Origin of the sequence: Frankia torreyi (assembly GCF_000948395.1) — a bacterium.
In the GTDB taxonomy this organism is placed as follows: domain Bacteria; phylum Actinomycetota; class Actinomycetes; order Frankiales; family Frankiaceae; genus Frankia; species Frankia torreyi.
The window spans coordinates 1-13098 of the sequence record NZ_JYFN01000055.1; the positions used below are offsets into that span (position 1 = coordinate 1).

A 13098-nucleotide genomic window follows, 5' to 3' on the forward strand; every position below is an offset into this window, starting at 1 on the left:
ACCCGACACATCCCGACACATCAACCCCACCGCCATCCACACCCCCGACGGCGGCCCACCGAACCTCCACGACTCCATCCACACCAACCGGCCCAACCCAGGCCCCCAGCACTCGACCTCCGAGACAACGCCTCCACACAGTCAAGCTGCCTAACTAGATCGCTTGGTGCGGCCCCGCGGAACCGACTCCCGGGCACTTCCGCACCCAGACCACCAACACCCCATCGGGCCGGCGAGAAGATCGTTACTGCTTCTTCCCCAACCCGCACCTCACGGTGCCGGGTAGCGGCGGGGGGNGAAGACGAGGTCGCGGCCGGTGCCGCGGCGGACGATCCGCGTCGTCGAGGAGCCGACGAGCAGCAGGCAGCGCATGTCGACCACGCCCGGGTCAAGATCGCCGAGAGTCGTCACGGTGACGGTCTCGGTGGGGCCGCCGACGTCGCGACCGATCACCACCGGAGTGTCCGGCGCGCGGTGCTCCAGCAGCGCCGCGCGGGCCAGTTCGAGCTGCTCGCGGCGTGTCCGCGACGCCGGGTTGTAGATGGCGAGCACGAGGTCGGCCGCCGCGGCGGCGCGCAACCGCCCCTCGATGATCTCCCAGGGCTTGAGCCGGTCGGACAGTGACAGCACGCAGAAGTCGTGGCCGAGCGGCGCGCCGACCCGGCTCGCCACCGCCTGGGCGGCGGTCAGCCCGGGCACGACCCGCACGTCGACGTGGGCGAACCGCCGCTGCGCCGCGGCCTCGACGACCGCGGTCGCCATCGCGAAGACGCCGGGGTCGCCGGAGGACACCACCGCGACGTTCGCCCCGGCGGCGGCCAGCTCCAGAGCGAGCTCGGCGCGTTCCGCCTCGACCGTGTTGCCCGACGGGTGTCGGCGCTGGCGCGGATCGGCGGGCACCCGGTCGAGGTAGGGGCCGTAGCCGATGAGGTCGTCGGCGGCGGCGAGTGCGGCGGCGGCCTGCGGGGTCAACCAGCCCTGCGCGCCCGGGCCGAGCCCGACCACGACGACCTCGCCGACCACGACGACCTCGCCAACCTCGCCAACCTCGACGGCGCGGGGCGCATCGGTGGCCTCCCCGACCGCCGGCGCCGGCGCCGGCTGGCTCGCGGCGCCGACGAGCACCCAGTCGGCCTGGCCGGCGCGCAGCGGCGCCGGATCGTCCGGGCCGCGCACCGGGCTCGGCAGCACGGCCAGGGAGAAGTAGGGCACGGTGGCCGGGTCGACCTCGCCGAGCGGGGCGATCCGCTGACCGGCGGTCGTCGCCCGCTCGACGTACCAGGTGTCGGCGAGCCGGCCGGCGTCGGTGAAGGCGTCGCGAACGCCGGGGAAGGTCCGGCCCATCTTGAGCACGACCGCGGTGTCTGTGCCGGCGATGCGCTCGGCGAGGATCTGCGGCGTCAGCGTGCCCGGCAGGACGGTGAGGACCTCGTTGCCCTCGACGAGCGGGCGGCCGAGCACCGCGCAGCCCGCCGACAACGACGTCACCCCGGGCACGACCTCGGTCGGGTAGCGATCGGCGAGACGGCGGTGCAGGTGGATGAACGACCCGTAGAAGAACGGGTCGCCCTCGCTGAGGACGACGACGGTCCGGCCGGCGTCGAGGTGGGCCGCCAGCCGCTTGGCGCAGTCCTCGTAGAACTCGTCGATCGCCCCCCGGTAGCCGCCGGGATGACTGGTCGTCTCCGTGGTGACCGGGTAGACCAACGCCTCCTCGATCTGGTCGCCGCGCAGGTGCGAGGCGGCGATCGACCTGGCGATGCTGCGACCGTGCCGGGCGCTGTGATAGGCGATCACGTCGGCGTCGTGGATGAGCCGCGCCGCCCGCAGCGTCATCAGCTCGGGGTCACCGGGACCGACCCCGACCCCCCACAGCCGGCCCGTCGAGCTGGCCTCCGCCGATTCACGCGGGTCGCTCATTCGTCCTCACTGGCGATCGCGTTGACGGCGGCGACGGCCATCGCGCTGCCACCGCGCCGGCCGTGCACGACGAGGAACTCCAGGCCCGCCGGATCATCGGCGAGCGCCTGCTTCGATTCGGCCGCGCCGATGAAGCCCACCGGGACGCCGAGGACGGCCGCCGGCCGTGGCGCGCCGGCCGCGACGAGTTCCAGCAGCCGGAACAGCGCGGTCGGGGCGTTGCCGATCGCGACGACAGCGCCGGCGAGGCGCTCGCCCCACAGGTCGACCGCCGCGGCGCTGCGGGTCGTGCCCAGCTCTGCGGCGAGGCCCGGCACCCGCGGGTCGCCGAGCAGGCACAGCACGTCGTTGCCGGCGGGCAGCCGGCGGCGGGTCACCCCCGCGGCGACCATCTGGGCGTCGCACAGCACCGGCGCGCCGGCCAGCAGGGCCGCCCGGGCCGCGGCGACCACGCCGGGGCTGAAGGCCACATCGTCGACGAGGTCGACCATGCCGCAGGAATGAATCATGCGGACGGCGACGCGGGCGACGTCGACGGGTAGCCCGTCGAGACGGGCCTCGGCGCGGATCGTCGCGAACGAACGACGGTAGATCTCCGCGCCGTCCCGGACGTAGTCGGGACGCGGCGTTCCGGCCGCCATCGCCACCTCCATCAACGATTCTCCCGTCCATCCCGACGCGGGCGGGCAACCGACCGCTGCGCCGCCACCACGTCGACGAGCGCGTCCCAGTCGACGGCCGACACCTCACCCGGGAGGGCGCCGTCCGACCAGGGCACCAGCGTCCCGCTGCCGGCACAGCGGCGGACCCGGTAGCCGATGGCATCGGCGACGACCTCGACCACCTCGCCGGCCAGCTGGCCGCACCGGCGAGCGCAGCCCGACCAGTGCACGGGCAGCCGATCCCGACGGTGCCGCGGTCCGTCGCCCGGCGAGGGAGGCCGCCCCGGGGCGCTACCTGCCCCCGCCGATCGGCCGGCATCGCGGCGAACGTCGGCGAGCGCCTTGGCGCATCCCGGCCGCCCGGCGCAGCTCGTGACCCCGACCCAGCCCGAGTCCGCGTCGACGACGAGGCCCGTGGCGGCCAGCCGGTCCGATTCCCGCGCCACTGCCGCAGCGTCGAGGTCGCGCAGCACGACCGACCGCCACGGTGTCACCATCACCTGGCCGTCACCGTCAGCCTCGGCGACCGCGGCGAGCAGGTCGAGCTGGTCGGCCCGCAGCCGCCCGAGCGGGACGAGCGCGGTCAACGCCCATCGACCGTCCCGCTGGCGGTGCCGACCCGGCCGGGCGCCCGGCGGTCCACCGCCGACATCAACACCGGCGCCGACATCAACACCGGCGGCGACATCGACACCAGCGGCGGCTGCGGCTGCGGCGAGCAGGCGATCCCGCCCGGTGGGCAGCTCGGCGACGCGCCAGGCTGTCGCGGCGGCGCCCCCGGCGGTGCGGACGTCGAGGAAGGCCCGGGCGGCGGCGAGCAGCGCGGGCACGGCGGCGCGGTCCGGCATCCGCAGCGCGGTCGGCCCGCCAGCGACAGTCGGCCCGCCAGCGACGATCAGCATCGTCTCCCCCGCCGGCAGGGCGCGCAGGGCGAGGTCGGCGGGCAGTTCGGCCAGGTCGCCGCTGCCGTCGTCGACGGCGAAGAGCATCCGCCCGGGCAGGGCGGCGAGCTGCGGGTCCGCGCACAGCCCCGCGTCGAGGGCGTCGACGAGCGAGGCGATGTCCCGCACCCCGGCGGCGGCGCGCCCGGACAACGGGGAGCCGACGATGTTGCGGACCCGCTCGTGGGTGGTCGACGGCAACAACCCGACCGCCCCGGCCCGCGCGGCGAGGACCGCGGCGGCGCCGTCGGCGAGGCCGCGAAGCTGCACGTTCCCCCGGGAGGTCAGTTCCAGGAAACCGTCAGCGACATCCCGGGCGCAGGCCGCGAGCGCGCGCGCCGTGCCGCTGTCGAGGGCTCCGCCGGGAATCCGCAGCCGGGCGAGCGCGCCGTCCGCGGCCGGATGCGTCCGCAGCACGCCGGGGCAGGCGTCATGGGCGCGCTCCCGCGGGCTGGTGGGCACCGGCGGAGCATACGTGCCTCGCCCGGCACCTGTCGGTTGATCGTTGTTCGTGGCGGTATCCGCACAGCGCTTGACACACCCAGCGGCCGTTCTGCGATGGTGAGGCGCCCAACCCCGGGAGAGGCAGCACCATGACCCCTGCGCCCAGCACGCCGTCCGAGTTCACCGCCGAAAGCGAGCTCGACGCCGTCGTCCTGCTGCTGTCGACGTCGGACACCGACCTGCTCTCCGCGCGGGCCAGCGGCGCCCGCTACCGGCTCGGCAACCCGGCCCGCCTCGACGTCACCGACGCCAGCGACGCCAGCGACCTCGACGAGCTGACCGACGGCGTGGACGTGATCGTCGTGCGCATCCTCGGCGGACGGCGGATGTGGGAGGAGGGCCTGGCCGCCCTGCTCGCCGGGCCGCGGCCGGTGGTCGTCCTCGGCGGGGAGCGGGCCCCGGACGCGGAGCTCATGGCCATCTCCACGGTGCCGGCGGGCATCTGCGCCGAGGCGCACGCCTACCTCGCCGAGGGCGGGCCGGCCAACCTCGGCGAGCTGCACCGCTTCCTCGCCGACACGCTGCTGCTCACCGGCGGCGGGTTCGCCCCGCCGGTGACGACCCCGGCCTGGGGCGTGCTCGACCGGCCCGCCGCAGCTCAACCGGCACCGACAGCTCAACCGGCACCGACGGCCGCCGACCAGGGCAGCCCGGTGATCGGGGTGTTGTACTACCGAGCGCATCACGTCGCCGGCAACACGGCGTTCGTCGAGGAGCTGTGCGCCGCGGTCGAGCGGGCCGGCGGCGTGCCGCTGCCGGTGTACTGCGCGTCGCTGCGCACCGCCGAGCCGGACCTGCTCGCCACGCTCGGCCGGGCCGACGCCCTCGTCGTCACGGTGCTCGCCGCGGGCGGCAGCCAGCCGGCGCAGGCCGCCGCCGGCGGCGACGACGAAGCGTGGGACGTCGGGGCGCTGGCGGCGCTGGACATCCCGATCCTGCAGGGGTTGTGCCTGACCGGCGGCCGGGCGGCGTGGGCGGACTCCGACGACGGGCTGTCGCCGCTGGACGCCGCCACCCAGGTCGCGATCCCCGAGTTCGACGGCCGTCTGATCACCGTGCCGTTCTCCTTCAAGGAGGTCGACCCCGACGGGCTGACCAGCTACGTCGCCGATCCCGAGCGGGCCGACCGGGTCGCCGGCATCGCGGTCGCGCACGGCCGGCTGCGGCACGTCGCGCCCGCCGGACGGCGGGTCGCGCTGATGCTGTCGGCGTACCCGACGAAGCACTCCCGGATCGGCAACGCCGTGGGCCTCGACACCCCGGCGAGCACCGTGCGGCTGCTGCGCGAGATGCGCGCCGCCGGGTACGACGTCGGTCCCGCCGACGGCCCGGACGCCCTGCCGGGGGTCGCCGCGCAGGACGGCGACGCCCTCATCCACGCGATCATCGCGGCGGGCGGGCAGGACCCGGCGTGGCTGACCGCGGCGCAGCTCGCCGGCAACCCGGTGCGGATCTCCGCGGCCGCCTACCGGGCCTGGTACGCAACGCTGCCCGCCGACCTGCGGGCCAGCGTCGAGCGGCACTGGGGGCCGCCGCCGGGCGAGCTGTACGTCGACCGCACCCGCGACCCGGACGGCGAGATCGTCCTCGCCGCGCTGCGGGCCGGCAACGTCGTGCTGCTGGTCCAGCCGCCGCGCGGCTTCGGGGAGAACCCGGTGGCGATCTACCACGACCCGGACCTGGCTCCCAGCCATCACTACCTGGCCGCCTACCGCTGGCTCGCCGCCCCGGCGGCGGCCGGGGGCTTCGGCGCGCACGCCGTCGTCCATCTCGGCAAGCACGGGACGCTGGAGTGGCTGCCCGGCAAGACGGTGGGGATGAGCGCGTCCTGCCCGACGGACGCGGCCCTCGGCGACCTGCCGCTGATCTACCCGTTCCTCGTCAACGACCCCGGCGAGGGCACGCAGGCCAAGCGGCGGGCGCACGCGACCCTGGTCGACCATCTCGTCCCGCCGATGGCACGGGCGGAGAGCTACGGCGACCTGGCCCGCCTGGAGCAGCTCCTCGACGAGCACGCCTCGATCGCGGCGATGGATCCGGCGAAGCTCCCGGCGATCCGCGCCCAGATCTGGACCCTCATCCAGGCCGCCCGGCTGGACCACGACCTGGGCCTGGCCGACCGGCCGCACGACGCCGAGTTCGACGACTTCCTGCTGCATGTCGACGGCTGGCTGTGCGAGGTCAAGGACGCGCAGATCCGCGACGGCCTGCACGTGCTCGGCGTCGCCCCGGCCGGCGAGGCGCGGATCAACCTCGTCCTCGCGATGCTGCGGGCCCGCCAGATGTGGGGCGGCCAGCGGACGCTGCCGGGGCTGCGCGAGGCCCTCGGCCTGGCCGAGGACGACAGCGCCGCCCGCGCCGACGTCGACGCCACCGAGCGCACCGCGCTCGCGCTGGTCACCGCGATGGAGGACCGCGGCTGGGAGCCCGCCGCCGTCCCCGCCGCCCTCGACGCCGTCCTGCCCGCGGCACCAGCCGGCCCCGAGGAGGAACCGGAACCACCCGCGGATGCGCGGCGAGAGGCGGTCGGGGCGGTGCTGCGTTTCGCCGCCACCGAGATCGTGCCGCGGCTCGCGCGGACGACCGACGAGATCGCGAGCGTCCTGCACGCCCTCGACGGCGGCTACGTCCCGGCCGGCCCCAGCGGCTCCCCGCTGCGTGGCCTGGTCAACGTGCTGCCCACCGGCCGCAACTTCTACTCCGTCGACCCGAAGGCGGTCCCCAGCCGGTTGGCGTGGGAGACCGGCCAGGCGATGGCGACGTCGCTGCTGGACCGTTACCGGGCCGACACCGGCGACTGGCCGCAGTCCGTCGGGCTGTCCGTCTGGGGCACCAGCGCGATGCGCACGTCCGGCGACGACGTCGCCGAGGTGCTCGCCCTGCTCGGCATCCGGCCCGTCTGGGACGACGCGTCGCGCCGGGTCAGCGGGCTGGAACCGATCGGCCTGGCGGAGCTCGCCCGCCCCCGCATCGACGTGACCGTGCGCATCAGCGGCTTCTTCCGCGACGCCTTCCCGCATGTGGTCGCGATGCTCGACGACGCGGTGCGGATGGCCGCCGGTCTCGACGAACCCGACGAGGACAACCACGTCCGCGCCCACGCCCGCGCGGACCTGGCGACCCACGGCGACGAGCGGCGGGCGACGCTGCGCATCTTCGGGTCGAAACCCGGGGCGTACGGCGCCGGGCTGCTGCCACTGATCGACAGCCGCAACTGGCGCGACGACGCCGACCTCGCCGAGGTCTACGCCACCTGGGGCGGCTACGCCTACGGGCGCGGCGTCGACGGCGCCCCCGCCCGTGCCGACATGGAGGCCGCCTACCGGCGCATCGCGGTGGCGGCGAAGAACGTCGACACCCGCGAGCACGACATCGCCGACTCCGACGACTACTTCCAGTACCACGGCGGGATGGTCGCGACGGTGCGGGCCCTGACCGGCCGGGCGCCCGCCGCCTACATCGGCGACAGCACCCGGCCCGAGGCCGTGCGCACCCGGACCCTGACCGAGGAGACCTCCCGGGTCTTCCGCGCCCGGGTGGTGAACCCCCGCTGGCTGGCGGCGATGCGCCGCCACGGCTACAAGGGCGCGTTCGAGATGGCCGCCACCGTCGACTACCTGTTCGGCTACGACGCCACCGCCGGCGTGGTCGCCGACTGGATGTACGAGCGGCTCGCCGCGACCTACGCCCTCGACGCCGACAGCCAGAAGTTCTTCACCGAGTCCAACCCCTGGGCGCTGCACGGCATCACCGAACGGCTGCTGGAGGCCGCCGCCCGGGGTATGTGGCAGCATCCCGAGCCCGCCACCCTCGACGCCCTGCAGGAGCTCTACCTTCGTACCGAAGGCGACCTGGAGGACGGCGCCGCGGGCGCCGGGCCGGCCTGACCCGATCGGGCCGGGCCGGGCTGCCCGCGCCGGGCGGACCAGCGGTACCCCCGTCCGGGGCCGTTCGGCCACCGGTCGGATGTGCCGAATGGCATGTCGGGAGCCGTCGAGGGCCTTGTCAGCCCTGGTTTCCCGGCGCGGACGGGGTCGGTGGGCCCTGGTCCGGACGGGCCTCGGAGGGGACAACCAGGCCGGATCCGGGAAAATAACCAAGGTGCGGACGACACTTCTGCTGGTGGGGGACGAGGCCGCCCTGCGGCGCGACCTGGTGCCCGCCCTGCTCGGCGAGGGCTATGGCGTCGACACGGCCGGGACCGGCGAGCAGGCCCTCGCCCTGCTGGCCGCGCGCGGCGCGCATCTCGTGCTGACCTGCCTGCCGCTGGCCACCGATGTGCTGTGGCTGGACGAGCTGGTGTTCGGGCCGGCCGGCGATGATCGGTCGGCTCCGGACGACCCGGGTCGGGCCGCGCCGATGGACGGGCTGGAGTTCTGTCGCCGGCTGCGCGCCGCCGGCGACGTCCCCCTCGTCGTCGTCGCCGACCGGCTGGACCCGACCGGCGTCGTCGCGGCCCTGGAGGCCGGTGCCGACGACTACGTCACCGCTCCCCCGGTCACCCCGGAGGTGCTGGCGCGGCTGCGGGCCCTGCTGCGCCGCGTCCATCCGGAGCAGGCGACGGCGAGCGCGCTGAGCGTCGGCGACCTGCAGATCCGCCCGGCCGAGGGGACCGTCAGCCGGCGCGGCGAGGACCAGCACCTGACCCGCACCGAGTTCCGGCTGCTGTGCGAACTCGCCGTGGCGGGCGGCCGGGCCGTCACCCGCCAGCAGCTCCTGGAACGGATCTGGGGCTACGACTACTTCGGCGGGGCGCGGATGCTCGACGTCCACGTCCGCCGGCTGCGCCGCAAGGTGGAGGTGGATCCCTCCGCCCCGACCCACATCCTCACCGTGCGCGGCATCGGCTACCGCGTCTGCTCGGCCTCGCCTCCGCCGCTGGCTTCGGCCCCGCCCCCGGCCTCGGCGGCCTCGGTTACCCGTTGACCCCCGACATGTCGGGGTAGCGGGTGCCCGCCACCACGGACCCGGCGGCGCCGAGCCGCTGCGCCTCGGCGGGGGTGAGGGCGATCTCCGCCGCGGCGATGTTGTCCTCCAGGTAGCGGCGCCGCTTCGTGCCGGGGATCGGCACGACGTCGTCACCCTGGTGGTGCACCCAGGCCAGCGCGAGCTGCGCGGGCGTCACGCCCTTCTCGGCGGCGAGCTTGTCGATCTCGGTGACCACGGCGAGGTTCGCCGCCAGGTTCTCGCCGTTCATCCGCGGCATGTTCCGACGGAAGTCGTCGGCGGCGAAGTCCGCCGCCGAGCGGAAGGCGCCGGTGAGGAAGCCCCGTCCCAGCGGGCTGTAGGAGATGAACCCGATCCCGAGCTCGCGCAGGGTCGGCAGGATCTCCGCCTCCGGCTCGCGGGACCAGATCGAGTACTCGGTCTGCAGTGCGGTGATCGGCGTGACGGCGTGGGCTCGGCGGATGGTGGCCGGCGCCGCCTCGGACAGGCCGAGGTAGCGCACCTTCCCGGCGGCGACGAGCTCGGCCATCGCGCCGACGGTCTCCTCGATCGGCACCGTCGGATCGACCCGGTGCTGGTAGTACAGGTCGATGTGGTCGACGCCGAGCCGGCGCAGCGAGGCGTCGCAGGCCGAGCGGACGTACTCCGGCCGGCCGTCGATCCCTCGGACGGTGGGGTCGGCCGGGTCGCGGACGATACCGAACTTGGTCGCGAGCACGACCTGGTCGCGGCGGTCGGCGATCGCCCGCCCGACGAGCTCCTCGTTGCGGTGCGGACCGTACATGTCGGCGGTGTCCAGCAGCGTGACGCCGAGGTCGAGCGCGCGGTGGATCGTGGCGACGGACTCGGCGTCGTCCCCGGCGCCGTAGAACTCGGACATGCCCATGCAGCCCAGGCCCTGGACGGAGACCTCCAGTCCCTGGCTGCCCAACGTGACCCTGCGCATCAGCGGTCGATCCTTTCCTGGTAGACAGCGATCTTCTTGTCGATGGCGGCGAGGTTGCGCTGGACCTCGTCGAGGCGCTCCAGCACTCGGCGGCGGTGCTCGGTGAGCAGCGCCAGGCGCTCGGCCTCGTTGCCCTCGCCCGCGCCGGCCAGCCGGGCGTAGCGGGCCATCTCCCGGATCGGCATGCCGGTCGTCCGCAACCGGGTCAGGAACGTGACCCAGCGGATGTCGTCGGCGGAGTAGCGCCGGTGCTGGGAGGTGGCCCGGGCGACCGGGTCCCGCATCAACCCGGCGCGTTCGTAGTAGCGCAGCGTGTGGGTGCTGACGCCGGTGGCCGCGGCGGCCTCGGCGATCGTCAGGGTGCCGGTGCCGCTGTCCCCCGCCAGCGGGTCGAACACCGGCTCCTCGCAGGCTGCGTGGGGCGGATCCCCCGGCTCGACCACGCCCGCCGGTTCGGATCGCGGCGGGACCTGGCGAAGCGGGGCCTGTCGGGACGAGGCCTGGCGCGACGTTGTCTGCCGGGGCGACGTTGTCTGGCGGGGAGGTGCCTGCCGGGGAGGTGCCTGGCGGGGCGGGATGGTCGGGCTGGACGTCGTCGCGGGTGCTTCGAGCGTGGCCATGGGACCACGCTAGGACCTGGAGCGCACTCCAAGTCAAAACTCCCGCGATTCACCGCAGGACGACGCACACGATGCTCACAGGCCGCCAGGGACCGCCCCCACCCGCACTTGACAACCATCCGCGGCACGTGCAAAATTTTTTTTGCAGGTAGGTGGAGGTGATTGTGCGACAGCCTGAAGTCACTGGCGACGAGCTGTGTCGCCTCCTTGCGGTGCTCGCCAACCCCCATCGCCTCCGGACGATCGCGGCGCTGGTCGGTGGACGTGCCTATGTCAGCCAGCTCGCCCGGGACCTGGGGATGAGCCGTCCCCTTCTCCAGGTCCACCTTCGCCGGCTGGAGGCCGCCGGACTCGTCTCGCCGCACATCGAGGTATCCGAAGACGGTAAGGCCATGAAGTTCTACGAGATCGTGCCGTTCGCGCTCACCCTCACACCCGAGATGCTGGCGGCCGCCGCCCTAACCCTGACCATCGATGCGGACGGCGCGGCCGACCGACCCGTCCCCCCGTCGCGCAAGAACGGAGACTGACATGATCCAGAGTCTGGCGGACGCCGCCTCGGACGAGCACTCGTGGTCGATCGACGGAATGGTGTGGACGTTCGGTTCGCTGATCGTCTCCCTGTTGTTCGTGGCCGTCATCGCCTGGTATGCGGTGGCCCGCTCCCGCATGAAGGTCGCTTTGAGCAAGGAATCCAACTACCGCGAACTGGCTGACGGCGCGACCGACGCCCAATACCAGACGTCGGCGAAACTGACGGACATCGGCAAGCAGCTCGCGGAGATGAGCGGCCGCCTGACCAGCCTGGAACGGATTCTTCGCGAGGTCGAATAACGGGACGCCGGCCGAGCCGCCCACGGAGTGTCAGAGCCGCGCGTGGCCGGCGGGGTGGGCAGGTCGGTACCTCGCAGCGGCGCCGCGACGAGGCCGGCGAGGTAGCGGTCGGGTCGGACGAGCGCGATCGGGAGCGGGCGGCGGGTGCGCAGCGCGTGCAGCAGCGTGCCGTCGAGGTCCTCGACCGCCGGGCAGGAGACGTCGCTGACGGCCCGCAGACCGCCGGGGGCGACGACGGTGAGCGCGGTGGCGGCCCGCCGGTCGACCCAGTCCCGCGCGGCGGGGTCCAGGCCGGCGGTCGGGTCGATCCCGTGGCCGATCAGCGTCCAGGCGTCGGTGAGCAGATCGTCGAGGCGGATGACGCGGCCGTCCATGGTGCGCAGCCGCGGGTTCGGCAGGATCCGCCCGGCGGCGGGACGGGTGCCGGCGACACCGCGGGGCAGCCGCGGCCGCGGTCGGGCCGCGCCGCCCCGCAGCGCACGGCGCAGGCCGGGGGCGTGGTCGAGGGTGACCAGCACGGACCGGGTGAGTCGGGACAGCCGCGGGTTCGTCGTCTGCACGACCCGGCCGACCCGCAGCGCCGCGGACGTCATCGCCTCGACGTGCGGGCGGCGTTCGCGTTCGTACTCGTCGAGCAGCTCCTCGCCGGCGAGCCCGCCGATGACCTCGGCGAGCCGCCAGGACAGCGCGGCGGCGTCGCGCAGCCCGGCGCCGAGGCCCTGGCCGGCGAACGGCGGCATGCTGTGCGCCGCGTCCCCGGCGAGCAGGATCCGGCCGACCCGCCAGCGCGCCGCCGTGCGGGCGTGGAACGTGTAGACGGCGGTGCGTACCACCCGCACCGTGTCCGGGTCCACCCAGTCGCTCAGCAGCGCGCGGACGCCGTCGGCCTGCGCCATCCGGGCCGGGTCCTCCCCGGGCAGCAGCATCCACTCCCAGCGGTGGCCGCCGGGCATCGGCATGGTGACCGCCGGGCGCCGCGGGTCGCAGACGAACGAGAAGTACGGCAGGTGTGCCAGCGGCGTCGGCGTCTCGACATCCACGACCAGCCAGGGCTGGGTGAAGGTCGACCCGGCGTAGTCGACGCCGAGCATGCCGCGCACCGGGCTCGAGGCGCCGTCGCAGCCGACCACCCAGCGGGCCCGCAGCCGGCTGCCGTCGTCCAGCTCGGCGGTGACCGTCCCGCCCGGATCGCCCGGATCACCCGGATCGCCCGCGTCCGCCGGCTCGCCGGCCTGGTGCAGCGCCGTCACCGACCGGCCGAGATGCACGGTGACGCCGGGCAGGGTGGCGATGCCGGCGCGCAGGTCCCGCTCGAACGATGGCTGGTGGAAGAACGCCGCGACCGGGGTACCGAGCTCACTCTCCCCGAGGCCGAGCTCGATGAGCACGCGCCGGTTCGGCCCGAGGATGGCGCTGCGGCCGCTGGCGTGCACCCGGTCGAGGAAGCCGGCCAGGCCAGGCAGCCCGACCAGCAGCCGCAGCGTCTCCTCGTCGAGGCCCACGGCCCGGGGCAGCGGGAAGGGTTCCTTCTGCGGTTCGACGACGCCGACCGACAGGCCGCGCCGGCCGAGCAGCGCCGCCAGCACCGCGCCGACCGGCCCGTAGCCGACCACCAGCACATCCAGCACCGCGCCATCCGTCATCGCGCGCTCCTCCGCCTCGACTTCTACCAACCGTAGAAGATATGAACGCGGAACGCCATAGGCCTGACGCTTTCCGTGACA

At 74.5% G+C, this 13098-nt stretch carries 8 protein-coding genes and 1 pseudogene; 3 read left to right on the plus strand and 6 right to left on the minus strand.

Annotated elements, in window-relative coordinates:
• Window positions 1–297 precede the first annotated feature (297 nt).
• From FF36_RS24595 to FF36_RS24605, 3 genes and pseudogenes are all read right to left on the minus strand, one after another.
• Window positions 298–1920, minus strand: a pseudogene (locus tag FF36_RS24595) (precorrin-2 C(20)-methyltransferase); the annotation flags it as partial.
• Window positions 1917–2561 (minus strand): precorrin-8X methylmutase, encoded by a 645-nt coding sequence (locus tag FF36_RS24600; protein WP_199865489.1) that lies wholly within the window; start codon window positions 2559–2561, stop codon window positions 1917–1919. The pseudogene FF36_RS24595 and the gene FF36_RS24600, both read right to left, overlap by 4 nt.
• A gap of 11 nt (window positions 2562–2572) precedes the next feature.
• Complete coding sequence (locus FF36_RS24605; protein WP_044887548.1) at window positions 2573–3985, minus strand: nitrite reductase; 1413 nt, start codon at window positions 3983–3985, stop codon at window positions 2573–2575.
• A gap of 131 nt (window positions 3986–4116) precedes the next feature.
• Here FF36_RS24605 and cobN point away from each other — a divergent pair, with 131 nt between their 5' ends.
• Both cobN and FF36_RS24615 read left to right on the plus strand, forming a co-directional pair.
• Window positions 4117–7914 carry a cobaltochelatase subunit CobN gene (cobN, locus tag FF36_RS24610; protein ID WP_044887549.1) on the plus strand — a complete coding sequence of 1266 codons (3798 nt, stop codon included), beginning with the start codon at window positions 4117–4119 and terminating at the stop codon, window positions 7912–7914.
• 214 nt (window positions 7915–8128) lie between these two features.
• Window positions 8129–8953: a response regulator transcription factor gene (locus FF36_RS24615; protein WP_082122197.1), complete on the plus strand. Its 825-nt coding sequence runs from the start codon at window positions 8129–8131 to the stop codon at window positions 8951–8953.
• On the opposite strand, the gene FF36_RS24620 is transcribed toward FF36_RS24615, so the two are convergent.
• Window positions 8943–9920, minus strand: a complete 978-nt coding sequence (locus FF36_RS24620; RefSeq protein ID WP_044887550.1) for an aldo/keto reductase — start codon at window positions 9918–9920, stop codon at window positions 8943–8945. The two genes, FF36_RS24615 and FF36_RS24620, sit on opposite strands and share 11 nt — an antisense overlap.
• Window positions 9920–10318 carry a MerR family transcriptional regulator gene (locus FF36_RS24625; protein ID WP_082122199.1) on the minus strand — a complete coding sequence of 133 codons (399 nt, stop codon included), beginning with the start codon at window positions 10316–10318 and terminating at the stop codon, window positions 9920–9922. Before FF36_RS24625 ends, FF36_RS24620 begins: the two co-directional genes overlap by 1 nt.
• Before the next feature lie 386 nt (window positions 10319–10704).
• On the opposite strand from FF36_RS24625, the gene FF36_RS24630 reads away from it, so the two are divergent.
• Window positions 10705–11070 (plus strand): ArsR/SmtB family transcription factor, encoded by a 366-nt coding sequence (locus FF36_RS24630; RefSeq protein WP_044887551.1) that lies wholly within the window; start codon window positions 10705–10707, stop codon window positions 11068–11070.
• A gap of 168 nt (window positions 11071–11238) precedes the next feature.
• On the opposite strand, the gene FF36_RS24635 is transcribed toward FF36_RS24630, so the two are convergent.
• Complete coding sequence (locus FF36_RS24635; RefSeq protein ID WP_242422813.1) at window positions 11239–13017, minus strand: bifunctional 3-(3-hydroxy-phenyl)propionate/3-hydroxycinnamic acid hydroxylase; 1779 nt, start codon at window positions 13015–13017, stop codon at window positions 11239–11241.
• Window positions 13018–13098 lie beyond the last annotated feature (81 nt).